Below are 23,498 nucleotides of genomic sequence, written 5' to 3' on the forward strand. Positions count from 1 at the left end.
GATGACTGATACGCAGATGGTGCCCGCCCTGCAGCTTGCAGGCCTCGTGAAGCGCTTCGGCGACAAGACCGCGGTGGGCGGCGTCGACCTGGTCGTTCCCGCCGGATCGTTCTACGGGCTGGTCGGGCCCAACGGGGCCGGAAAGACGACGACACTGTCGATGGCCACCGGCCTGTTGCGACCCGACGCCGGCGGCGCCTGGGTGCACGGCGTCGACGTGTGGGCCGACCCCGTGCGCGCCAAAGCCCTCATCGGCAACCTCGCTGACGGCGTCCGTCTGTTCGATCGACTCACGGGCGAGCAGCTCATCACCTACACGGCGATGATGTTCTCGGTGCCGCGCGATCAGATCGCGCCTCGCGTGGCCGACCTGATCGCTCTGATGGACCTCGGCGAGGCCGCCGGAACGATCGTCGCCGACTACTCCGCGGGCATGACGAAGAAGGTCGCGCTTGCGTGCGCACTGGTGCACGCGCCGCGTCTCCTGGTGCTCGACGAGCCGTTCGAATCGGTCGACCCGGTCTCGGCGGCCAACATCGAGGACGTCCTGCGCTCCTACACGTCCTCGGGCGGCACGATCATCATCTCCAGCCACTCGATGGACCTCGTGCAGCGTATGTGCGACCACGTCGCCGTCATCGCGGCCGGTCGCGTCCTGGCCGCCGGAACGGTCGACGAGGTGCGCGCGGGTGAGAGCCTGCAGGACCGTTTCCTCTCGCTCGTGGGAGGTCGCCACACGTCGGAGGGACCGCAGTGGTTGCGACAGTCCTGAGGCTGAGGTACCGCATCCTCGGCAACAGCCTCGCGCGTCGCCCCTGGCAGCTGGTCGGCTTCTGCTTCGGCATTCTCTGGGCGCTCGGCATCCTCACGTCCGTGGTCGCGGGCCTCGTCGCCGTCGCGGTGTTCCAGGGCCTCGAGGCGGCGCGGGCCACGGTCGTGATCGGCGGATCCGCGCTCGTGCTCGGGTGGGTGCTGGGACCCGTGCTGATCGCGGGGATGGACACGACGGTGGATGCCGAGAAGCTCGCCCCGTTCCCGCTCAGCGCGACGCAGATCATGGCTGCACTGACCGCCACAGGCGTCACCGGGATCCCCGGGATCGCCACGTCGATCGCCGCTCTCGCGACGATCGCGCTGTGGGTGCGCTGGCCCCTCGCCGCGATCGCCGCGGTCGTCTGCATCGTCCTCGGCGTGCTCACGTGCGTCGTCGCCTCCCGACTCGTCTCGGCGCTGTCCAGCGGTCTCGGCGGCAACCGCCGCGGCCGCGAGTTCGTGGGCACGATCGTGCTCATCCTGCTGATCATGGCCGGCCCGATGGTGACCGGGACCCTCGCCCTCACCTCCACCGCCGACGTCCGCGACCGGATACCGCGGATCGCGGACGTGCTCGGGTGGACGCCCATCGGCGCGGTGTGGGCCGTCCCCGCCGACGTCGCGGCCGGACAGGGGGTGAGCGCCGTGGCACGTCTGCTCATCGCCGCGGCGACGCTCGCCGCGCTCTGGCTGCTGTGGGCGCGCGCTCTTCGCGGCGCCGTCACGACGCCGCGGCAGCGCGCGGCGAAGGTGGCCCGCTCGGGGGCGCTGGGGCTGTTCGGCCGCATGCCCACCGGCGGCGTCGGCGCGACCTGGGCGCGATCGCTCACGGCGTGGCTGCGCGATCCGCGATACCTCCGCCAACTGCTGATCGTGCCGCTGTTCCCGCTGCTGTTCGCGTTCACGAGCGGTATCGACGGGTTCATGTTCTCGAGCTCGGCGGTGCTCGTCGCTCTCGTGCTGTGCCTCTCCGGCTACACCGACGTCTCCTACGACGGCACCGCTTTCGCCTCGGTGCTCGCGACCGGCATCCGCGGCCGCGACGACCGCCTGGGACGCCTTCTCGGCGCCGCGAGCATCGGCATCCCGCTGATCGTGCTGCTCGCCGTCGTGACCACGGCCGTCGGCGGCCGGCTCGAACATCTGCCCGGCATCCTCGGCGCCTCGCTGGGGCTGGTGCTCGGCGGCTACGGCGTCTCGGCCGTGTCCTCCGCTCTGCTCGTGACGCCGGTCGCCGCCCCCGGCGACAGCCCGTTCAAGAGCGTGCCGGGCCAGACGTTCCTGACCGGTCTGCTCGTGTTCGTCGTGATGGGCGCCTGCCTCGTCATCGGAGCGCCGGCTATCGCGTTCGCCGTCGCCGGGTTCATCACCGGCGCGGCCGTCTGGGGGTGGGTGGCGCTCGTCGTCGGCATCGTCGTCGGCGGGGGCGCCGCGGTCCTGGGGGTGTGGCTCGGCGGCCGGACGCTGGATCGCACCGGTCCTGACCTGCTCCAGCGCATCAGGGCCTTCCCGACGACATGACCGATGTTCTGATCCTCGGCGGCACCGGCTGGCTTTCGGGCCGGATCGCCCGGCGCTGGCGGGATGCCGGTGCCGCCGTGACGGTACTCGCCCGCGGCGGCCGCGACGCGCCGGCCGGCACCCGGCTGGTCGTCGCCGATCGGGAGCGCGACGATGCCTACACCGCCGTCGCGGATCGCGAGTGGGACGTGGCGGGCGCCGACGAGTCCGCCGCCCTCGCCGTCGCCGCCGAACCCGGCGACCCGTACGACTACCGGCGCGAGAAGGCCGCCGCCGAGCAGGCCGTGACAGCCGCCCTCGGCCGCCGTGCGGCCGTGGTGCGCCCGGGACTGATCGTCGGCCAGGGTGACCCCACCGATCGCTTCGGCTACGGGGTCGCCCGCCTCGCCGCCGCGGCGGCCGAGCCCGTGCTGATTCCCGACGCACCCGGCGCGCGGGTGCAGGTGATCGACGTCGACGACCTGACCGACTTCGTGGTCGAGGTGGGCGCGGCGCGCTTCACCGGTGCCGTCAATGCCGTCGGCGACAGTCTTCCGCTGGAGGCGGTGCTCGCCATCGCTCGCAGCGTCGCCGGTCACACCGGTGCGCTCGTCCCGGCATCCGCGCCGTGGCTCGTCGCGCACGGCGTGGGGTACTGGGCGGGGGAGCGATCGCTGCCGCTGTGGCTGCCCGACGATGTGCCCGGCTTCGCGACTCGCGCCAATGGCACCTATCGCATTCTCGGCGGACGCCACAGGCCGCTGGAGGACGTGCTGCGGCGCGTGCTCGCCGATGAGCGCGAACGGGGACTGGACCGTCCCCGCTCCGCCGGGCTCACGCGCGCCGACGAGCGCGAGCTCCTCGATGCCCTTGCGCAGTGACGGCATCGATTTGCGGCGACGACGCGCCGCGCGATAGCGTCTCCGCATGCACGCCGCCGGTCCCGTCACCGTTGCCACGGTGCTGCGCGCGCGCCGACGTCAGGACGGCCGCCGACTCTAGGCGACCCCGCGAGCTCCCTGTCGTCGTGACGGGTCGAGTCGCCGGTGTCGCCGCTTCGAGCCCACCGTTTGCCGACTCACGTCACAATAAGGTTGAACAATGACCCTTTCGGTCGCCGTCTCCGGCGCTTCCGGCTATGCCGGCGGCGAGATCCTGCGCCTCCTCGCCGCTCATCCCGACGTCCACATCCGCACCGTCACCGCGCACAGCAACGCCGGCGATGCGCTCATCCAGCATCAGCCCCACCTGCGTTCGCTGGCCGACCTCACCCTGCAGCCGACGACGCCCGAGGTGCTCGCGGGCCACGACGTGGTCTTCCTCGCGCTCCCGCACGGTCAGTCCGGTCAGTACACCGACGCGCTCGCCGACACGCCCCTGGTCATCGACGCCGGTGCCGACCACCGTCTGATCTCGCCGGCGGCGTGGGACGCGTTCTACGGCGGCGCCTTCCACGAGCCGTGGACCTACGGCGTGCCGGAGCTGATCGTCGGCGCGGGCGGGCAGAAGCAGCGTGAGCACCTCGTCGGCGCCTCCCGCATCGCCGCCCCGGGCTGCAACGCCTCCACGGTGGCGCTGAGCCTCGTCCCCGGCGTCGCGGCCGGCGTCATCGATGCCCGCGACATCGTCAGCGTGCTGGCCGTGGGGTCCTCCGGGGCGGGTAAGAGCCTGAAGACGAACCTGCTCGCCTCCGAGATCCTCGGCACCGCGAACCCGTATGCCGTCGGCGGCACGCACCGCCACATCCCCGAGATCCAGCAGGCGCTCGCGGCCGCCGGTGCTCCCGATGCCCGCGTCTCGTTCACGCCGGTGCTGGTGCCGATGGCCCGCGGCATCCTGGCCACCTCCACGGCACCGATCGTGGACGGCGTGACGGATGCCGAGATCCGCTCGGCCTGGGAGAGCGCGTACGACGGTGAGACGTTCGTGCAGCTGCTGCCCGAGGGGCAGTTCCCCCGCACGGCGGACGTTCTGGGCGCCAACACCGCCCTCGTCGGACTCGCGGTCGACCGCGCCGCGAACCGCGTCGTCGTCGTGACGGCCGTCGACAACCTCGTCAAGGGCACCGCCGGTGCCGCCATCCAGTCGATGAACATCGCCCTGGGCCTTCCCGAGGCCACGGGTCTGACCGTGAACGGAGTGGCACCGTGAGCGTCACCGCCCCTGCAGGATTCGCCGCCGCCGGCGTCGTGGCCGGTCTCAAATCGACCGGCAGGCCCGACGTCGCCGTCGTCGTCAACCGCGGCCCGCTGAAGGTCGGAGCCGCCGTGTTCACCAGCAATCGTGCCAAGGCCAACCCGATCCTGTGGTCGCAGCAGGCCATTCAGGACGGCACCGTCGAGGCGATCGTGCTCAACTCGGGCGGCGCCAACTGCTTCACCGGGGCGTTCGGTTTCCAGACCACTCATCAGACGGCGGAGAAGGCCGCCGAGCTGCTGAGCATCAGCCCCGGCGACGTGCTCGTGTGCTCCACCGGGCTCATCGGCACGGGCGACGAGGTCTTCCGCGGGAAGGTCCTTGCCGGTACCGAGGCGGCGATCTCCGCCCTCTCGGACGACGGCGGCGACCACGCGGCGCGCGCCATCATGACGACCGACACCGTACCCAAGACCGCTGTCTTCGCCGGTGACGGGTGGACCATCGGGGCGATGGCCAAGGGTGCGGGGATGCTCGCTCCGGGCCTTGCCACGATGCTCGTGGTCATCGCGACCGACGCGGTGCTGTCGGCCGACGAGGCGGATGCGCATCTGCGCGCCGCCACCCGGGTGAGCTTCGACCGACTCGACTCCGACGGCTGCATGTCGACCAACGATCAGGTGACGCTGATGGTCAGTGGCGCGAGCGGCGTGACGCCCGACGCGGACGCGTTCCGTGCGGCTCTCGTCGAGGTGTGCACGAGTCTCGCTCGACAGCTCCAGGCGGATGCCGAGGGTGCGAGCCACGACATCACCATCCGGGTGGTGGGCGCGGCATCCGAGGACGACGCCGTCGAGGTGGGGCGCTCCGTCGCACGCAACAACCTCTTCAAGGCCGCGATCTTCGGAAACGACCCCAACTGGGGCCGCGTGCTGGCCGCGATCGGGACGACGCAGGCGGCCTTCGATCCGTACGCCGTCGACGTCAGCTTCAACGGGGTGCGACTGTGCAGCGCGGGCGCACCGGACCGCCCCCGGGAGGAGGTCGACCTCACGCCGCGCGCGACCGACGTGCTCATCGACCTCAAGGAGGGCGAGGAGGAGGCGACGATCTTCACGAACGACCTGACGCACGACTACGTGCACGAGAACAGCGCGTACAGCTCATGACTGGCAAGATCCAGCAGACCACGCCCGAGGAAGCCGCCGAGAAGGCCGCCGTCCTCATCGAGTCGCTGCCGTGGCTGCAGCGCTTCCGCGAGCAGATCATCGTGATCAAGTACGGCGGCAACGCCATGGTCTCCGAAGAGTTGCAGGACGCGTTCGCGCAGGACATCGCGTACCTCCGGTTCGTCGGTGTCAAGCCGGTCGTCGTGCACGGGGGAGGCCCGCAGATCTCGCAGATGCTCGATCGGCTCGCCATCCCCAGCGAGTTCAAGGGCGGCTACCGGGTGACCTCGACCGAGGCGATCAGCGTCGTGCGGATGGTGCTCACCGGTCAGGTGAACCCGCAGCTGGTCGGGCGCATCAACGCGTTCGGCCCCTTCGCCGTCGGGGTGTCGGGGGAGGATGCGGGGCTCTTCCAGGGGCGGCGGCGCGGCGTGGTGATCGACGGCACCGAGCACGACCTCGGCGCCGTCGGCGATGTCGTCCGCGTCGACCCGCAGCCGGTGCTCGACCAGCTCGCCGCCGGTCGTATCCCGGTGGTCTCCTCGATCGCACCCGACCTGGACAACCCCGGGCACTCGCTGAACGTCAACGCGGATGCCGCGGCAGCCGCTCTGGCCGTCGCGCTGGGCGCGGCGAAGCTCGTCGTGCTCACGGATGTCGCGGGCCTCTACGCCGACTGGCCGAATCGCGACTCGCTGGTCTCGCATCTGACCGCCGATGAGCTGCGCGCGATGCTGCCGCGGCTGGAGTCGGGCATGATCCCGAAGATGCAGGCGTGCCTCGACGCCGTCGACGGCGGCGTCGACACGGCGGCGATCATCGACGGACGCCAGCCCCATTCGGTGCTGGTCGAGGTCTTCACGGAACAGGGAATCGGAACAGAGGTGGTGGCGCAGTGAGCGGCGTACAGGAGCAGACGACGGCAGCGACGATGTGGCAGGAGGACGCCGGGCGCGACCTCGTCCGCAACGCCGGCGACCGGATGGCTCTGTTCGTCCGCGGCGAGGGGTCGTCGCTGTGGGACGCGGACGGACGCCGCTACCTCGATTTCCTCGGCGGCATCGCCGTCACCTCGCTCGGTCACGCACACCCCGTCTTCGTGGAGGCCGTGTCGCGCCAGGCCGCGACGCTGTCGCACGTGTCGAACTTCTTCGCGACGCCGCCGCAGCTGGCACTGGCCGCCGAGCTCAAGCGCCTGTCGGGTGCCGCAGACACCGGACGCGTGTACTTCGCGAACTCGGGCGCCGAAGCGAACGAGGCCGCGTTCAAGCTCGCCCGCCTGCACGGCGCGGCGACGGACGCGCGCGCCGCGCGCCCCCGCATCCTGGCGCTGAAGGATGCGTTCCACGGCCGCACGATGGGAACGCTCGCCCTCACCGGAAAGCCGTACATGCAGGCACCGTTCCTGCCGATGGTCCCCGGGGTCGAGTTCCTCGACTCGACGGTGGAAGCCCTCGAGGCGGCCATGGACGACGACGTGGCGGCCCTGTTCGTCGAGCCGATCAAGGGTGAGGCGGGTGTCGTGCCGCTGCCGGAGGGATACCTCACCGCGGCACGCGAGATCACCGCGCGTCACGGTGCGCTGCTGATCGTCGATGAGATCCAGACGGGCGCGGGTCGCACCGGCGCCTGGTTCGCCTTCCAGCACGAGGACATCGTGCCCGACGCGATCACCGTCGCCAAGGGCATCGGCGGCGGCTTCCCGATCGGCGCGCTCATCACCTTCGGCGCCGCCAGCGACCTCTTCTACCCGGGCACGCACGGCTCGACCTTCGGCGGCAATCCGCTCGCGACGGCGACCTCCCTGGCCGTGCTCGGCGAGATCGATCGCGCGGGACTCGTCGCCAACGCCGCCGTCCGCGGCGAGCAGCTGCGCGCCGCGATCGCTCAGATCGACTCCGCACTGATCGAAGGATGCCGCGGACGCGGTCTGCTGCTGGGCGTCGCGCTGCGGCATCCCGTGGCCGGCGCGCTCGTCGCCGCCGCGCAGCAGCACGGCCTCATCGTCAACGCTGCCAACGACAGCACGATCCGCATCGCGCCCGCGCTGACCATCGGCGACGTCGAGATCGACGAGTTCATCGACCTGTTCACCCGCTCCCTCGCGACCGTCGCCGACGCCCTCGTGCTCGACGCGTCCGACCCCTCGACCCCGGAGGCCTCCGCATGACCCGCCACCTGCTCCGCGATGACGATCTCACCCCGGCCGAGCAGGCCGAGATCCTCGATCTGGCCGTCGCCCTGAAGAAGGATCGCTGGAAGCTGAAGCCCCTCGAAGGCCCCCAGACCGTGGCGGTCATCTTCGACAAGAGCTCGACGCGCACGCGCGTGTCGTTCGCGGTGGGCATCGCCGATCTCGGCGGATCGCCGCTGATCATCTCGACCGCCAACAGCCAGCTCGGGGGCAAGGAGACGCCGTCCGACACCGCGCGGGTGCTGGAGCGCCAGGTCGCGGCCATCGTGTGGCGCACCTACGCGCAGGCGGGCCTGGAGGAGATGGCGCGCGGCACGACCGTTCCGGTGATCAACGCCCTCAGCGATGACTTCCACCCGTGCCAGCTGCTCGCCGACCTGCTCACCATCCGCGAGCACAAGGGCGAGCTGAAGGGTCTGACCCTCACGTTCTTCGGCGACGGCACCTCCAACATGGGGCACTCCTATGTGCTGGCCGGCGTCACAGCCGGCATGCACGTGCGCGTCGCCTCGCCCGCCGCGTATGCCCCCCGCGCCGACGTCATCGCCGATGCCGATCGCATCGCGGCGACGACCGGCGGCTCGGTCACGCTCTTCACCGATCCGGCCGAGGCGGCCGCCGGCTCCGACGTCATCGTCACCGACACCTGGGTGTCGATGGGCAAGGAGGAGGAGAAGATCCAGCGCGTCCACGACCTCGGCGGATACAAGGTCACGCAGGAGACGATGGACCTCGCCGATCCCGACGCGATCTTCATCCACTGCCTCCCCGCCGACCGCGGCTACGAGGTGGATGCCGAGGTCATCGACGGACCGCAGAGTGTGGTCTGGGATGAGGCGGAGAACCGGCTGCACGCCCAGAAGGCCCTGCTGGTCTGGCTGTTGCGCCAGCAGTGATCGGGATGCGGACGGTGGGACGACGATGACGGCCCCCCGTCCGCTCCGCGCGCGCACGTTGGATGGCGACGGCAGGCTCGCCGGCGTCGATCTCGCGCGGGGTCTCGCGGTGTTCGGGATGTTCGCCGCGCACCTGCTGGTGATCGCCCATTTCGATGCTGCGCAGCCCGCGACGTGGGTCGATCTCGTCAACGGGCGGTCCTCGATCTTGTTCGCGACGCTCGCGGGAGTCTCGATCGCTCTCATGACCGGTGCGCGGGCGAGCGCGGGGAGCAGGCCCGCGACGGGTCGCGCGCTCGTCGTCGCGCGGCGACGCCTGGTCGTGCGGGCGGCGATCATCTGGGGCATCGGGATGCTGCTGAATGCCACGGGTGTGCCGGTCTACATGATCCTGCCGGCCTACGGCATCCTGTTCCTCCTCGCGGTGCCGCTGCTGCGCCTGTCGGCATCCACCCTCTGGGTGCTCGCCGCCGTCATCGGCGTCGGCGCCCCCTGGGTTCTGCCACTGGCGGATCGGGCGCTCGTGGACGCCGGGACGATCGGTGGCGACCTCGTTCTGCTGCTGGGCTGGCACTATCCCTTCCTCGTGTGGGCGGCCTTCCTGATCGCGGGGCTGGCCGCCGCACGCTCCGACTTGCGCTCCCTGCGCACTCTCGTCGCGCTGGTCGTCGGTGGCGCGGCGTGCGCGATGGCCGCCGCCGCGGCATCCACGGTCATCGACCTGCCCGAGGACTCCTACCTCGGACGTGTGCTGGCCGACGGTGCCCACTCCGGCGGTGTGCTCGAGACGGTCGGGTCGGGCGGCTTCGCCCTGGCGGTCGTGGGCTTGTGCCTGCTGATCTGCCGCACGCCCGCGCGCATCGTGCTGCTGCCCGTGCGCGCCGTGGGATCGATGCCGCTCACCGCGTACGTCGGCCAGATCGTCGCGTGGGCCGTGTGGGCCTCCCTTGCCCTGGGCGACGTCGGCGACTTGTCGGGCTTTCGCGCCCTGCAGCCGTTCTGGCCGTTCGTCGGCGCGACGCTCGTGTTCTGCACCGCGTGGGCCCTCGTCGTCGGTCGGGGCCCCCTGGAACGCGCCCTGGCATACGCCACCCGCGCGGTCATCCGCGGTTGAGTCGTTCATCCGTCCCCTCCCGCCGCATCTGCAGCGGCGACACGACCCCACGGGACGGATGAACGGCGAAGCTCGCCGCGAGCCAACGCTGCGGCGATCTTCGCGGCAGCGGGCGCAGCGTCCCGATGCAGGTCTGCGGCCGTCAGGCGCACGACCTCCCATCCCGCGGCCACGCAGGCCGCGTGCTTCTCGATGTCGCGCTGCCATTGCTTCGGCGATCGGCGGTGGTGATCGCCCTCGTACTCCACGAGGACGCCGTGGTCCGGGAAAGCCAGTTCGGTGAAGCCGATGGGTCTGCCGTCCACGCCGAACACGTCGACGTCGAGGAGAGGCTCGGGTAGCTGCCGGCGCACGCACGCGAGACGTATCCGCGTCTCCGGTGGCGAGGCCGCCCCGACCCGGATCAGCCCCAGCGCCGCGCGCAGTCGCGCAGCACCGACGCGGCGGCCGGCCTCCATCGCCTCCACCAGGTCGTCACGCGCCGCCAAGGCGTCAGCGGGCGTGCCGCGATGCATCCCCCGTCGCCGCGGGATGTGCACGACGGCGTCGCCCAGCTCGACGAGCTCGCCCACCGACAGCAGCGGAGCCAGCTGCACCCACACCGATGCCGGCGCGGCCACGCGCAACCCGCGCCGCACGCCGGTCCTCGTGAGCTCGGCGCGCAGCTGATGGCCCCGCACACCCACGCCCTTCGGTGCTCGCCGCTCGCCGAGCACGGCGACGTCGATCGCTTCGGCGCCGCGACGCAGCAGCCGCAGCGGAAGCGGCAGATCCCAGATCACCGCCGCCGTGACGTGGGTGTACAGGATGCCGGGGACCGCCCGGGCCGCATACGCGCGCGCCGCCCGCTGGATCGTCAGCCGCAGCCGCGCATTCTCGTTCGCAGCGGGCGACGCGTCATCGTCCACCGCAGCCGCGGACTCCGCCGGAGGCCGCGATCGCACGCCCCGGAACGGCGAGGCCAGATCGCGCGCGCGGAGCCGGCGCGGCGATACCCCGGCATCCTGCGCCTGCGCGACGGAGAACGACTCCGGAAGGCTGTCGGGCAGCGGCGACGGGCGACGACTCATCATCGCAGCGTGGCGCGCCTCCTCGCGCGCGACGGGTCGGGCGGCGGCATCTGTGCATACGTGAGCGGCGGGGCGGTGTGGGGAGGGGTCCGCGGCTCGCTCATCCGTCTCGTCTGGTCGCATCGGATGCCGCGATGCGGCACGTCGGGACGGATGAACGCGCTGCGGCGGGCTCTGCGCCGTGCGGAGCGCACCGGGCGGAGCGTCGGCGCGGTGCTCGCTAGGCTGGTGCGGTGAGCGAAACGACACCGCACGGCACGAACGACGGCGCACTCTGGGGGGCACGCTTCGCGTCGGGGCCCTCACCGGAACTTGCGACCCTCAGCCGTTCCACGCACTTCGATTGGGTGCTCGCGCTCTACGACATCGCCGGTTCGCACGCGCACGCCGCGGCGCTCGCCGCCGCCGGGTACCTCACCGCCGACGAAGAGGCGCGGATGCACGCGGGGCTCGATGCCCTCGCGGCGGCGGTCGCCGACGGCTCACTGGTCGCCCAGCCGACGGATGAGGACGTGCACGGCGCGCTGGAAGCCGCCCTCATCGCCGAGATCGGTCCGGCGCTCGGCGGCAAGCTCCGCGCGGGTCGGAGCCGCAACGATCAGATCGCCACTCTCGTGCGGCTGTACCTGCTCGACCACGCCCGCGTGATCGCCCGCGATCTCCTGCGTGTCGTCGATGCCATCGTGTCGCAGGCCGAGGCGCACGCCGAGGCGATCATGCCGGGGCGCACCCACCTGCAGCACGCGCAGCCGATCCTGCTGGCCCACCACCTGCAGGCCCACGGCTGGCCCCTCGTTCGCGATCTCGAGCGGCTCCGTGACTGGGCGGCGCGGGCATCGGTCTCGCCCTACGGCGGGGGAGCGCTCGCCGGCGCCACCCTCGGCCTCGATCCGCAGCTCGTCGCCGACCGGCTCGGCCTCGCGCGACCCGCGGAGAACTCGCTCGATGGCACGAGTTCGCGCGACGTCGTGGCGGAGTTCGCCTTCATCGCGGCGATGATCGCCGTCGACATCTCGCGCTTCGCTGAGGACGTCATCATCTGGAACACCCGCGAGTTCGGCTTCGTCACGCTCGACGACGGCTACTCCACGGGCTCCAGCATCATGCCGCAGAAGAAGAACCCCGACATCGCCGAGCTCGCCCGCGGCAAGGCAGGGCGCCTCATCGGCAACCTGTCGGGCCTGCTCGCCACGCTCAAGGCGCTGCCGCTCGCATACAACCGCGACCTGCAGGAGGACAAGGAGCCGGTCTTCGATTCCGTCGCGACCCTCGAGGTCGTACTGCCCGCCTTCGCCGGCATGATCGCGACTCTCCGTTTCGACACCGACCGGATGGCCGAGCTCGCCCCGGCGGGTTTCTCCCTCGCGACCGACGTCGCCGAGTGGCTCGTGAAGCAGGGCGTGCCGTTCCGCGATGCGCATGAGATCTCGGGCGCGCTGGTGCGCGCCTGTGAAGAGCGGGGGATCGGGCTCGAGGATGCCGACGACGCGCTGCTCGCGCAGGTCTCCGCACACCTGGTGCCGGCGGTCCGTGATGTCCTGTCGATCGAGGGTTCGGTGGCGAGCCGCACCGGCGTCGGCGGCACGGCCGGGGTCAGGGTGGCGGAGCAACGCGCCGAGCTCATCGCCCGCGCGCAGGCGGCGCTGCATGCGCTGCGCGGTGAGGCTGGCTGAACTCGTTGCAAGCAATAAGTCCTGAGCTTCTCGAATCGGACTTATCAGCAAAAGCTTGATCTTACGTCGACATCAGTGGAAGACTGATGTCATGGTCGCCGCCGTCATCGCCGATATCGTCGGCTCGCGTGAGCTCGAGGACCGTGTCGCGGCGCAGCGCGCGCTCGACGCGGCGCTCGCCGACCTTGCGGCAGCGGGGCCCCGGGCTGTGCGTGCCATGCTCCCGACCGTGGGCGACGAACTGCAGGGGGTGTATCCCGATCTCGCAGGAGCCCTGACGGCGACGTTGCTCCTCCAGCTCACCCTGCCCGAGACGATCGAACTGCGCTTCGGCATCGGCCTCGGCGAGATCCAGTCCATCCCGTCGGCGGCGGGTCCGCTGTCGGAGGGGGAGGCGTGGTGGGCGGCCCGCGCGGCGATCGAGCACGTCGAGCGCCTCGCGCGTCGTGCCGCCCCGAGCGCGCGCACCTGGGTCGCCGCCCCAGACGAGGCCCCCGCGGAGGTTGCCGAGCTGGTGCGGGTGGCCAATGCCGGGCTGCTGGTGCGCGACCGCGCGTTTGCTCAGCTCACTCCTCGCACCCGGCGCCTCGTCCGCGGGCGCTGGGAGGGACGCACCCAGCGCGAGTTGGCGGATGCCGAGGGGATCACCCAGCCGGCGGTGTCCCAGGCGCTGGCGACAGCGGACGGCGCGGCCCTCATCGAAGGGCTGCGCGCGCTCGGCGCCATGCCGGGGAGCGCCTGAGACCCCGCGATGCGCATGCCGCAGCGGCTGAGACCCCGTCGCGCGCGTGCCGGGCAGCGCCTGAGACTCGAGCCGCGTCACCAGATCGCGAGCCGGATGACACCGGCCACCGCGCACGCCCACAGCAGGCTCGCCATCGTGCCGACGATGAACCGCTCGCGTGCGGCGGGGGTCGCGAGCTCCGTGAACCGGCCCACGCCCTTGAGTGCCACGACCACGGCGACGACGCCGGGGAAGCCGGCGAGGATGCCGAGCGTCACAGATGCCCGTTCCAGGTAGCCGATCGTGGTGCCCCCGCGCAGGATCTCCTCCTGCCGAGGCGGGGTCGCTGCGGCGCTGTCCGCCATGAGCTCGACCAGGATGCCGCCGCGAGGCCCCTCCGCCGTGCGCCCGCCGTCGGCGACGCCGAGGATCCACCGGGTGAACGGGTTGCCGCCGAGCGTCGCGAGCGCCGTGCCGAGGACGGCGAGGACGGCGCCGAACAGCACTGGCACGTCGTACGGCAGCACCGCCACGACGATGAGGCACAGCACGACCAGTCCGCCCGCGACGCCGAGCGGTGCGGCCGCCGGCGTGCGCAGCGCCACCGTGACGAGCACGAGCGCGGCGCACAGCGCGAGGAACAGGAAGATCGTCAGCACGGCGATGGCGATCGCCTCGGCCTGGATGTCCATGGCGTCAGTCTGGCACGGCCCTCGGACGGGGCCGTGCCCGCCGCTGATAGCCTGGACCGCGTGTCTGAAACCGTCGCTGTGAGCGCTCTGGCGCCCGCCAACGACCCGTCGTTCGAGAACGTCTGGGACGAGATCGTGTGGCGTGGCCTGGTGCATGTGTCCACCGATCAGGAGGCGCTGCGCGCCCTGCTCGCCGGGGACCCGATCACGTATTACTGCGGCTTCGACCCGACCGCGCCGAGCCTGCACCTGGGCAACCTCGTGCAGCTGCTGCTGCTGCGCCGGCTGCAGCTGGCCGGGCACAAGCCGCTGGGTCTCGTCGGTGGCTCGACCGGGCTGATCGGCGACCCTCGGCCCACCGCGGAGCGCACGCTCAATACGAAGGACACCGTCGCCGAGTGGGTCGGATACCTCCGTGCGCAGGTCGAGCGATTCCTGAGTTTCGAGGGCGACAACGCGGCCCGCATGGTCAACAACCTCGACTGGACGGCGCCGCTGTCGGCGATCGACTTCCTGCGTGAGATCGGCAAGCACTACCGCGTCGGCACGATGCTCAAGAAGGATGCCGTCAGCGCCCGCCTGAACTCCGAGGCCGGCATCAGCTACACCGAGTTCAGCTACCAGATCCTGCAGGGCATGGACTACCTGGAGCTCTACCGCCAGTACGACTGCGTGCTGCAGACCGGCGGCAGCGATCAGTGGGGCAACCTCACGAGCGGCGCTGACCTCATTCACCGGGTCGAGGGCGTGAGCGTCCACGCGATCGGCACGCCGCTGATCACGAACAGCGACGGCACCAAGTTCGGCAAGAGCGAGGGCAACGCGATCTGGCTGGACGCAGCGATGTGCAGCCCGTACCGCATGTACCAGTTCTGGCTGTCGACGGCGGATGCCGACGTCGTGGACCGCCTGAAGATCTTCACGTTCCTCACGCGCGCTGAGATCGAGGAGTACGCCGCGTTGGTCGCGTCCGAGCCGTTCCGTCGCGCCGCGCAGAAGCGACTCGCCCTCGAGGTGACGACCTTCGTCCACGGTGCGGATGCCGCGGAGGCGGTCATCGCGGCATCCGAGGCGCTCTTCGGCAGTGGTGACCTCACCGTGCTCGACGCGCAGACGCTGCGCAGCGCGCTCGAGGAGCTGCCGCACGCCGAGGTCGCGCCGGGCACACCGGTCGTGCAGGCGCTCGTCGAAACGGGCCTGGTCGCGAGCCTGTCCGAGGCGCGCCGCGCGATCGCCCAGGGAGGGGTGTCGCTCGACGGCGCCAAGGTCGAGGACGACGCAGCCGTGGTGACGGGTGCGCTCCCGGGCGACGTCTCGGTGCTGCGCCGCGGCAAGAAGACCCTCGCCGGCCTCTTCGTGGCGCGCTGACGCCCTCGCATCGGGGGAGACCCACCCGTGCCCTTCACTCCGAGCCACGCCGTCGTCGCGCTGCCGTTCGTGCGCACGCCCCTGCTGCCGGCGGCGATCGCGGTGGGCGCGATGGCACCCGACCTGCCGCTGTTCCTGCGCGGCACCCCGCTCACATACCAGCAAACGCATACGAACGTGGCGCTCACCGCGCTGATCGCTCTCGTGCTGCTCGCGCTCTGGTACGCCGTGCTGCGGCCGGCCGTGCGCGAGCTGTCGCCCGGGTGGCTGGCCGGGCGTCTGCCGACCGACTGGGACGCCGTGGGCCGCGCCGTCTGGGAGAGCGTGCGGGTGCCGCGGGAGGGCGCCCGCCATGACGTATGGCGAGACTCGGCGGTGTTCTCCGTGCTGGTGGCCCTCTCGCTTGTGCTGGGTGTCGTCTCGCACATCGTCTGGGACGCGTTCACGCACGAGGGCCGCTGGGGGCTCGCCGCCTTCCCCGCACTGGAACAGCAGTGGGGGCCGCTCCTCGGCTACAAGTGGATGCAGTACGGATCATCTTTCGGCGGCCTGGTCATCCTGGGCGCCTTCGCCGTGTCGTGGCTGCGCCGCCGCGACGACGGAGCACCCGTCGATCGCGTCCTCGCGCCGGGTATCCGCATCGCGTGGTGGCTGTCACTCCCCGGCATCCTCGTCATCGCATGGCTCATCGGGCTCGCGGCATACGGACCCCTCAGCCCCACGTGGACGGCGCAGCACCTCGCTTACCGCGTGCTCCCGCCGGCATGCGCGGTCTGGGGTGCGGTGACCCTGGCGCTGTGCGTGGTCGTCGTGGTCCGCCGGCGAAGCCGCGCGTAACGGCCGCCGCTCGCCGCACGAATGGTCCCGTCGCGGGGGGGGGTACAACGCGACCGTGACCGTCGAACGACGCAGTGGCCGACAGGAGAGCTCCTGTCGGCCACTGTTCGAACGATGCGACTACTTGAGCAGCGCAAGCCGCGCGGGGTCGTTTGCGAAGACCTCCTTGGCGTTGGCCTTCGTGACCACGACCGGGTCGAGCAGGTAGACGTCGACATCCTTCTTGCCGTTGTCTGCCGTCTCGTCGGGCGTGGGCAGACCCTTGCCGGACTGCAGGTCCTTGATCAGATCGATCGTCTTTCCGACCAGCTCCTCTGTGGGCTTGGCCACGGTGGAGTACTGCTTGCCTTCCCAGATGGACACGACCGACTCGTTCTCGGCGTCCAGACCTGTCACCACGGGCAGCTCCTGGCCGGCCTGCTCCGACGCGGTCAGGATCGCACGGGCGATACCGTCGTTGGGCGACAGGACGCCGTCGATCTTCTTGTCGCTGTAGAAGCCGGACAGCAGCGAATCCATGCGCGACTGGGCCTTGGCGTTGTCCCAGTCCTGCGTGGCGGCCTGCGTGAAGTCGGTCTGACCGGAGACCACGACGAGCGTGCCGTCATCGATCTTCGGCTGCAGGACCGACATCGCACCCTTGAAGAAGTTCGGCGCGTTCGGGTCGGCGGGACCGCCGCCGAACAGCTCGATGTTGTATGGGCCGGCTCCCTTGCGCTCGGCGAGACCGTCCAGCAGCGACTGGCCCTGCAGTTCGCCGGTACGGATGCTGCCGAACTGCACGACGGCGTCGACCGCAGCGGTGTTCTCGATCAGGCGGTCGTAACCGATGACGGTGACGCCCGCGTCGTGTGCGGTCTCGAGCACGGTGCCCAGCTGGGTGCCGTCGACGGGGCCGACGACGATGACCTTCGCGCCTTGCTCGATCATGGCCTCGATCTGCTGCTGCTGCTGCGGAACCTTGTTGTCGGCGGCCTGCACGAGCGGGTTGAACCCGGCATCCTTCAAGTCCTTGGTGAAGAGGGTCTCCGCCTCCTTCCAGTTCTGTGTGCCGAGCCAGGGCAGGGACACACCGATCGTCGCGTCGGCCGCGAACCCGGCGCCGGCGCTCTCGGACGGGTCCGCCTCGCCACGGGTGCTGCCGCTGCACGCGCTCAGGGCGAGAGCACCCACGGCGAGAAGCGCGGCCGCGGTGCCGAGCTTCGTTCTCTTGAGCTTCATAGTGTTTTCCTTACTGTGGTGGTGGTTACTGCGGGTTCGTGCGCGCACTCGACCATGCCCTCCGCTGCGAGGGCTCGGTTCCGGCCGCGTACGGGTGGGGTCAGGAGCGACGCGAGGCGTCCTCGGTCTCCTTCGGGGCTGAGGGGTCGTCGCGCAGTCCGGCGGACACGGCGACGGGGGTCTCGGGGGCCGACGTGCCGCCGACCGACCCCGGCTGCTTGCTGGCGAAGAGGCGTCCGGTGATGGACGGCCGGCCCTGCTGCTTGTTGTAGACGTCGAAGGCGACCGCCGCCAGCAGGACGAGTCCCTTGATGATCTGGGTCTTGTCGGCGCCGACCCCCATGAGCATGAGTCCCGAGTTGAGCACCGCCATGACGAGGCCTCCGACCATCGAGCCGATGACGGTTCCGATGCCACCGGAGACGGCCGCGCCGCCGATGAAGACGGCCGCGATGGCGTCGAGCTCCCACATGGTGCCGTCGGATGGGCCCGCCGAGGTGGAACGACCGACGAACAGCAGGCCAGCGAGGGCAGCCAGGATCGACATGTTCATCATCACGAGGAAGTAGGTGCGCTGCGTGTTTACCCCGGACAGTGCGGCGGCGGCTTTGTTGCCCCCCACGGCGTAGATGTGGCGGCCGAACACCGTGCGCTGGGTGATGGTGTGGTAGACGATGATCAGCACGACGAGGATCAGGCCGGGAACCGGGAAGGACGTGCCGGGTCGGCCCGACCCGAAGATCCACGTGAGGTAGCCGAGGACGACCGCGATCAGGCCGAAGCGCGTCACGCTCACCCACACGGGCGGCGCTTCGGCGCCGGAGCGGGCCAGGGCGCGGCGGCGGCGCAGCTCGGACCAGCCGAAGAACAGGATGGCGATGATTCCGAGCAGGAGGGTCGAGTTGTTCATGCCGGTGAAGGCCGGCCCCCACTCGGGCAGGTAGCCGGCACCGAAGTACCGGAACTCGTCGGGCACGGGCACGCTGATGGAGTCGCTCATCCAGATCACGGCGCCGCGGAAGATCATCATTCCCGCGAGGGTCGTGATGAATCCGGGAATGCCGAGCTTGGCGAGCCAGAAGCCCTGCCAGGCGCCGATCACCGCGCCGATGAGAAGTCCGGCCAGCATCGCCATCCACCAGGTGAAGCCGAGATCTCGCGCCGACAGTGCTGCGCTCATCCCGACGACGCCGGCCACGGAGCCGACGGAGAGGTCGATCTGGCCGATGACGATCACCATCACCATGCCGATCGCGAGGATGAGCACGTAGGCGTTTCCGGAGAGCAGGTTCTGGAAGTTGGAGGAGGTGAGCATCCGTCCTCCCGACCAGACATTGAACGCGAGTAGCAGCGCGATCAATGCGAAGACCATCGTGTACTGGCGGAGGTCGCCGCCCAGCACCTGCTTGAGTGACTTCATCGTCCTTGTCCTTCGTCTGTGTTGCGGAGTCGATTGTTGGTGGTGTTACGCGGCATCGGCCGACGTGGTGGTCATGAGGCGCATGAGGGACTCCTGGTCGGCTTCCTCGCGGGGGAGCTCGCCGGTGATCCGGCCCTCGCAGATCGTGTAGATCCGGTCACTGATGCCGAGCAGCTCCGGCAGCTCGGAAGAGATGACGATCACGGCCTTGCCCGCGTCGGCCAGCCGCTGGATGAGCTTGTAGATCTCGTACTTCGCGCCGACGTCGATGCCTCGCGTCGGCTCGTCGAGGATCAGCACGTCGGGGTCGGGGTACATCCACTTGGCGAGCACGACCTTCTGCTGGTTTCCGCCTGACAGCGTCGAGACGCCGACGTCCACCGAAGGCGCCTTGATCCGCAGCGAGTGGCGGTAGTCGCTGGCGATGCGGAACTCATCGTCGGAGTTGATGAGGCCACGACGCACGATGGCGCCGAGGTTGGCCGACACGATCGTCGATTTGATCGTGTCGAGCAGGTTCAGCCCGAGGCTCTTCCGGTCTTCGGGGACGTACGCCAGACCCTCCTCGATCGCCTGGTGCACCGTGGTGGGGTGGATTTCCTTGCCGCCGAGGAACATCTCGCCCGAGCGGTAGTGACCGTACGAGCGACCGAACAGCGAGCGAGCGAGCTCCGTACGTCCCGCGCCCATCAGGCCCGCGAAGCCGACGATCTCGCCGCGGCGGACGGTGAAGCTGGAGTTCTTGCAGATCAGTCGACCGGGCAGCTGAGGGTGTTCGACGACCCAGTCGCGCACCTCGAACAGCACCTCGCCGATCTGCGGTGTGTGGTCGGGATAGCGGTGGTCGAGAGAACGCCCGACCATCGCGCGGATGATGCGGTCCTCGTCGACATGGCCCGCCTCGACGTCGTACGTCTCGACCGTGCGGCCGTCGCGGATCACGGTGACCGAGTCCGAGACCGCGGCGATCTCGTTGAGCTTGTGCGAGATCATGATCTGCGCGATGCCGCGGGCGCGCAGGCCCCTCATCAGCTCCAGCAGGTTCGCCGAGTCCTCTTCGTTGAGCGCTGAGGTCGGCTCGTCGAGGATGAGGAGTCGAACGTTCTTGGACAGCGCACGGGCGATCTCGACGAGCTGCTGCTGGCCCACACCGAGGCTCTTGATCGGGGTGTTCGGATCCGTCTCGAGCCCGACGCGCGCCATGAGCTCGAGCGCGCGGAGCCGAGCCCCGTCCCAGTCGATGACACCGCGACGGACGATCTCGTTACCGAGGAAGATGTTCTCCGTCACGGAGAGCTCGGGGATGAGAGCGAGTTCCTGATGGATGATGACGATGCCGGAGCGTTCGGATGCCTTGATGTCGTGGAACTGCATCTCCTCGCCGTCGAGGAGGATCTCGCCTTCGTAGGTACCGTGGGGGTAGACACCCGAGAGCACCTTCATCAGCGTCGACTTGCCCGCGCCGTTTTCGCCGCAGATCGAATGGATCTCGCCTCTGCGCACAGCCATCGTCACGTCGTCGAGCGCCCGTACGCCCGGGAACTCCTTCACGATGTGGCGCATCTCGAGGATGACCGAGTTGTCTGCCATGAGAATCTCAACGTCCTTGTGTCGATCTTGTTCGTCGCTGTTGACAGTCCCGAAGGTAGAGTCGCGAGGCCGCTTGCGCAATCGAGTTTCGTAGGCGATATCAAACTGTTACCTTCGAGACTCGATGCCAAGACCGCCAACCGCTCGCGAGGATGCGACATTTCCGGCGTCTGACAGCGGGATCACCGGCAGTCGGTGCCCGTCGTCGCGTCGTACCCGCCTCGCTGACGGAGTATGTCTTCAAGAGATGAACTCATCTGTGCGATTCGATTCGAGAGTTGAACCCTGCGCGCCACCGCCAGGCTACGATGCCGGGTGTGAGGACGTCGACGCCCCGGTTCGGGTCGCAGTCGGCGTTGCGTGAGGCCAACAGCCAGCGCATCGTCGAAGCGATCCGGCGCCACGGTGCCCTCACTCAGGTGGAGATCGCCGCGACGACCGGGCTGTCGCAGGCGACGGTGTCCACGATCGTCAAACTCCTGCTCAGTCAAGGGGTGGTGGACACCCGCACCACCGTCCGAACCGGTCGGCGCGCGCAGCTCGTCACTCTCGCGCAACGTACCGGACTCGCCGTCGGCATCCACATCGGCCAGCGGTCGCTGCGCGTGCTCGTCGGTGACAGCGGTCATGACGCCCTGTCCGAACGAGTGCTGCCACTTCCCCCCGACCATCGCGTGGACACGACTCTCGACCGCGCGGCCCTGCTGGTCGTCGACCTCGTGGAGGCGCTCGGGGCAGAGCTGTCAGAGGTCGTCGGCGCGGGCGTGGCACTTCCGGCCGCGGTCGACCCCCGCGCCGGAGTCATCAGGGCGCGCTGGGTGTTGGACGGATGGGATGACGTCGACGTACGTGATGTCCTCGCGCGCCGGCTCGGAGTCCCGGTCGTCGTCGAGAAGGATGCCACGGCCGGCGTGATCGGGGAGAGTCGCTTCGGTGCGGGTCGCGGCTACTCCGACGTCGCGTTCGTTCGCGCCTCGTACCTGGTGGGCGCCGGACTCGTGGTGAACGGACAGGCGCACCGCGGTCGGCGGGGCATCGTCGCAGAGATCGGACACGTGGAGGTCGACCCCTCGGGCGCAATCTGCCCGTGCGGGAGTCGCGGGTGCCTGAACACGGTGGTTGGAGCCAAGGCGCTGACCGGTCTGCTGCGCATGTCTCGCGGCGGGATCACCCTGCGCGACCTCATAAGGCTGGCCGTCGAAGGCGATCCCGGGTGCCGCCAAGTGATCGCGGACGCGGGAGCCGCCATCGGTGCGGTCGTCGCCGGTCTCGCGCTCGCACTCGATCCGCAACGTGTCGTCGTGGGCGGTGAACTGGCCGAGACCGGGGAACTCCTGCTCGCGCCGCTGCGCGACGCGGTCACTCGTCGCGTGCCGCTGACCGGGGATGACGGCGTCGACGTGGTGCGCGGGGAGCTCGGCCTGCAGGCAGAAGTACGGGGCCTGGTCGCGCTCGCGTTCGACCACGCGCGATCGACGGGTCTTGTTCTCGGGGGGAAGGAGTAGACATGGCTCGTGATGATGCGCCCGTGCTTGAGCTCACGGGGGTCACGAAGCGGTTCCGTGCGGTGGAGGCGCTCGTGGACGCCGATCTCGTGGTGCACCGTCGCGAGGTGGTGGCACTGGTGGGGGACAATGCCGCAGGAAAGTCGACGCTGGCGAGAATCGTGTCGGGCGTGTACGTGCCCGACGAGGGCACGATCCGCCTGGACGGCGTCGTCACCGAGCTGGCGAGCCCGTCCAGTGCGTTCCGGCATGGCGTCGCCGCCGTGTTCCAAGAGCTTGCGCTGGCCGAGAACCTCGACGTCGTGGCGAACATCTTCCTCGGGCATGAAGTGATTCGTGGCGGTCTGATGGACAACGACAGGATGGATCATCTCGCGCGCATCTACCTCGACCAGCTCGGTGGCGGCATCCCGCTGTTGCACGCCCCGGTCTCCGAGCTGTCCGCGGGGCAACGCCAGTGCGTGGCGATCGCACGCACGCTCGTCGGCTCGCCGCGACTGGTCGTTCTGGATGAACCCACGGCGTCGCTGTCGATCGCGCAGACGGCACAGGTGCTGAGCTACATTGAGCACCTGCGCGAACTGGGAGTCGGCGTGATCCTGATCAGCCACAGCATCAGCGATGTGCGCGCTGTCGCCGACCGTATCGAAGTGCTCCGACACGGCCGCAACAACGGCGCGTTCGACGCGCGAACCACCCGGTACGAGGATGTGATCGCCGCCATCACCGGCGCGAGCCAGTGGCGCCCTGCCCAGGGGGGGTCCCGCGCATGACGATGCCGACCGCCGTGATGTGGGACATGGACGGGACCCTTACCGACACAGAGCCGTTGTGGCTGGAAGCCGAGCTGCGGCTCGCTCAGCGATACCGCGCTCAGTGGACCCATGAGGATGCGCTCGCTGTCGTCGGCACGCCGTTGATCAACACGGCACGCCGTCTGCATGAGCGCGGCGTTGCCCTGCCCCCGGAACGAATCGTGCGTGTCATGGCGCAGGAGGTGGCCAGTCGAATCGACCACGCAGCGGCAGGCGGAGTCGCGCCATGGCATCGCGGGGCGATCGAGCTGGCGACGGAGGTCGCGGCGGCGGGCATTCCGCAGGCGCTTGTGACGTCGTCGCCGATCGAGGTCGCCTCGGCCGTCGCCCGGGCGGCGGGCGTGTTCGCCGTCGTCGTCTCGGGGGACGACGTCTCGCAGCCCAAGCCCGATCCGGCGCCCTACCGACAGGCGGCCGCGGACCTGGGCGTACACCCCCGCGATACGGTCGTGCTCGAGGACTCTCCTTCGGGGATCGCTGCCGGGCGGGCAGTGGGCGCGTGCGTCATCGCCGTGGAGACGGCTCTGCCCGTGAGACCCCAGCCCGGGCTGCGAATCGTTGACTCCCTGACCCAGCTGCGGCTGGCCGATCTGTCACTCGGGTCGTGATGCGGCCCCCGTGCCGTCTCCAATCGCGTCCGGCGCCGACCGACGACGGCGAGTCACGGAATTCGGTGTTGACCGGGGAAGTCACGGCGTGTCGCGGGTCGGCGCCCGGCGCGACACGCCCGGGATGCGAGCCCGATTTGCCGGATCGTCGGA

Annotated in this window: 21 protein-coding genes; 16 read left to right on the top strand and 5 right to left on the bottom strand. The window is 70.1% G+C overall.

Annotation, left to right across the window (positions count from 1 at the left end):
• Nucleotide 1: 1 nt before the first annotated feature.
• The 9 genes from JOE53_RS03705 to JOE53_RS03745 all read left to right on the top strand — a co-directional run bounded on the left by JOE53_RS03705 (nucleotide 2) and on the right by JOE53_RS03745 (nucleotide 9,822).
• Nucleotides 2–772 (top strand): ABC transporter ATP-binding protein, encoded by a 771-nt coding sequence (locus JOE53_RS03705; protein WP_204946819.1) that lies wholly within the window; start codon nucleotides 2–4, stop codon nucleotides 770–772.
• The gene (locus JOE53_RS03710) at nucleotides 754–2,334 is read left to right on the top strand and encodes a hypothetical protein (RefSeq protein ID WP_204946820.1); all 1,581 of its coding nucleotides are present in this window, start codon (nucleotides 754–756) and stop codon (nucleotides 2,332–2,334) included. The genes JOE53_RS03705 and JOE53_RS03710 overlap by 19 nt, the downstream gene beginning before the upstream one ends.
• The gene (locus JOE53_RS03715; RefSeq protein ID WP_204946821.1) at nucleotides 2,331–3,194 is read left to right on the top strand and encodes a Rossmann-fold NAD(P)-binding domain-containing protein; all 864 of its coding nucleotides are present in this window, start codon (nucleotides 2,331–2,333) and stop codon (nucleotides 3,192–3,194) included. The genes JOE53_RS03710 and JOE53_RS03715 overlap by 4 nt, the downstream gene beginning before the upstream one ends.
• 220 nt (nucleotides 3,195–3,414) lie before the next feature.
• Nucleotides 3,415–4,464 (top strand): N-acetyl-gamma-glutamyl-phosphate reductase, encoded by a 1,050-nt coding sequence (gene argC / locus JOE53_RS03720; RefSeq protein ID WP_204946822.1) that lies wholly within the window; start codon nucleotides 3,415–3,417, stop codon nucleotides 4,462–4,464.
• Nucleotides 4,461–5,618: a bifunctional glutamate N-acetyltransferase/amino-acid acetyltransferase ArgJ gene (gene argJ, locus JOE53_RS03725; RefSeq protein ID WP_204946823.1), complete on the top strand. Its 1,158-nt coding sequence runs from the start codon at nucleotides 4,461–4,463 to the stop codon at nucleotides 5,616–5,618. The genes argC and argJ overlap by 4 nt, the downstream gene beginning before the upstream one ends.
• Complete coding sequence (gene argB / locus JOE53_RS03730; protein ID WP_005048948.1) at nucleotides 5,615–6,517, top strand: acetylglutamate kinase; 903 nt, start codon at nucleotides 5,615–5,617, stop codon at nucleotides 6,515–6,517. The genes argJ and argB overlap by 4 nt, the downstream gene beginning before the upstream one ends.
• Nucleotides 6,514–7,788, top strand: a complete 1,275-nt coding sequence (locus tag JOE53_RS03735) for an acetylornithine transaminase (protein ID WP_269454331.1) — start codon at nucleotides 6,514–6,516, stop codon at nucleotides 7,786–7,788. The genes argB and JOE53_RS03735 overlap by 4 nt, the downstream gene beginning before the upstream one ends.
• Nucleotides 7,785–8,708, top strand: coding sequence for an ornithine carbamoyltransferase (gene argF / locus JOE53_RS03740; RefSeq protein ID WP_005048953.1), 924 nt, complete (start codon nucleotides 7,785–7,787; stop codon nucleotides 8,706–8,708). The genes JOE53_RS03735 and argF overlap by 4 nt, the downstream gene beginning before the upstream one ends.
• A 25-nt stretch (nucleotides 8,709–8,733) precedes the next feature.
• Nucleotides 8,734–9,822, top strand: a complete 1,089-nt coding sequence (locus tag JOE53_RS03745; protein WP_204946824.1) for a DUF418 domain-containing protein — start codon at nucleotides 8,734–8,736, stop codon at nucleotides 9,820–9,822.
• Between the two features lie 5 nt (nucleotides 9,823–9,827).
• On the opposite strand, the gene JOE53_RS03750 is transcribed toward JOE53_RS03745, so the two are convergent.
• Nucleotides 9,828–10,892 carry a hypothetical protein gene (locus JOE53_RS03750; protein WP_233449476.1) on the bottom strand — a complete coding sequence of 355 codons (1,065 nt, stop codon included), beginning with the start codon at nucleotides 10,890–10,892 and terminating at the stop codon, nucleotides 9,828–9,830.
• A gap of 233 nt (nucleotides 10,893–11,125) precedes the next feature.
• Here JOE53_RS03750 and argH point away from each other — a divergent pair, with 233 nt between their 5' ends.
• Nucleotides 11,126–12,565, top strand: coding sequence for an argininosuccinate lyase (argH, locus tag JOE53_RS03755; protein ID WP_204946826.1), 1,440 nt, complete (start codon nucleotides 11,126–11,128; stop codon nucleotides 12,563–12,565).
• Nucleotides 12,566–12,656: 91 nt separating this feature from the next.
• Entirely contained in the window at nucleotides 12,657–13,307 is a 651-nt protein-coding gene (locus JOE53_RS03760; protein ID WP_204946827.1) for a SatD family protein, read from the top strand.
• A 77-nt stretch (nucleotides 13,308–13,384) separates the two neighbouring features.
• Here JOE53_RS03760 and JOE53_RS03765 read toward each other — a convergent pair whose 3' ends face one another.
• Nucleotides 13,385–13,981: a hypothetical protein gene (locus JOE53_RS03765; protein ID WP_204946828.1), complete on the bottom strand. Its 597-nt coding sequence runs from the start codon at nucleotides 13,979–13,981 to the stop codon at nucleotides 13,385–13,387.
• 60 nt (nucleotides 13,982–14,041) lie between these two features.
• On the opposite strand from JOE53_RS03765, the gene tyrS reads away from it, so the two are divergent.
• Nucleotides 14,042–15,349 carry a tyrosine--tRNA ligase gene (gene tyrS / locus JOE53_RS03770; protein ID WP_204946829.1) on the top strand — a complete coding sequence of 436 codons (1,308 nt, stop codon included), beginning with the start codon at nucleotides 14,042–14,044 and terminating at the stop codon, nucleotides 15,347–15,349.
• A 27-nt stretch (nucleotides 15,350–15,376) separates the two neighbouring features.
• Nucleotides 15,377–16,186 (top strand): DUF4184 family protein, encoded by an 810-nt coding sequence (locus JOE53_RS03775; protein ID WP_204946830.1) that lies wholly within the window; start codon nucleotides 15,377–15,379, stop codon nucleotides 16,184–16,186.
• A gap of 120 nt (nucleotides 16,187–16,306) precedes the next feature.
• Here the strand turns inward: JOE53_RS03775 and JOE53_RS03780 are convergent, their stop codons facing one another.
• The 3 genes from JOE53_RS03780 to mmsA form a co-directional block, all read right to left on the bottom strand.
• Nucleotides 16,307–17,407, bottom strand: a complete 1,101-nt coding sequence (locus JOE53_RS03780) for a substrate-binding domain-containing protein (RefSeq protein WP_204946831.1) — start codon at nucleotides 17,405–17,407, stop codon at nucleotides 16,307–16,309.
• A gap of 100 nt (nucleotides 17,408–17,507) precedes the next feature.
• On the bottom strand, nucleotides 17,508–18,827 hold the full coding sequence (locus JOE53_RS03785) for a sugar ABC transporter permease (protein WP_204946832.1): 1,320 nt from the start codon (nucleotides 18,825–18,827) through the stop codon (nucleotides 17,508–17,510).
• A 45-nt stretch (nucleotides 18,828–18,872) separates the two neighbouring features.
• Complete coding sequence (gene mmsA / locus JOE53_RS03790) at nucleotides 18,873–20,417, bottom strand: multiple monosaccharide ABC transporter ATP-binding protein (RefSeq protein WP_204946833.1); 1,545 nt, start codon at nucleotides 20,415–20,417, stop codon at nucleotides 18,873–18,875.
• Nucleotides 20,418–20,734: 317 nt separating this feature from the next.
• Here mmsA and JOE53_RS03795 point away from each other — a divergent pair, with 317 nt between their 5' ends.
• From JOE53_RS03795 to JOE53_RS03805, 3 genes are read left to right on the top strand one after another with little or no spacing between them, the layout of a single operon-like run.
• On the top strand, nucleotides 20,735–21,922 hold the full coding sequence (locus JOE53_RS03795; protein WP_373876956.1) for an ROK family transcriptional regulator: 1,188 nt from the start codon (nucleotides 20,735–20,737) through the stop codon (nucleotides 21,920–21,922).
• 2 nt (nucleotides 21,923–21,924) lie between these two features.
• A complete protein-coding gene (locus tag JOE53_RS03800) occupies nucleotides 21,925–22,695 on the top strand; it encodes an ATP-binding cassette domain-containing protein (RefSeq protein WP_204946835.1) in 771 nt (256 codons plus the stop codon).
• Nucleotides 22,692–23,345 carry an HAD family hydrolase gene (locus tag JOE53_RS03805; RefSeq protein ID WP_204946836.1) on the top strand — a complete coding sequence of 218 codons (654 nt, stop codon included), beginning with the start codon at nucleotides 22,692–22,694 and terminating at the stop codon, nucleotides 23,343–23,345. Before JOE53_RS03800 ends, JOE53_RS03805 begins: the two co-directional genes overlap by 4 nt.
• Nucleotides 23,346–23,498: the final 153 nt, after the last annotated feature.

This window comes from Microbacterium laevaniformans (genome assembly GCF_016907555.1).
In the GTDB taxonomy this organism is placed as follows: domain Bacteria; phylum Actinomycetota; class Actinomycetes; order Actinomycetales; family Microbacteriaceae; genus Microbacterium; species Microbacterium laevaniformans.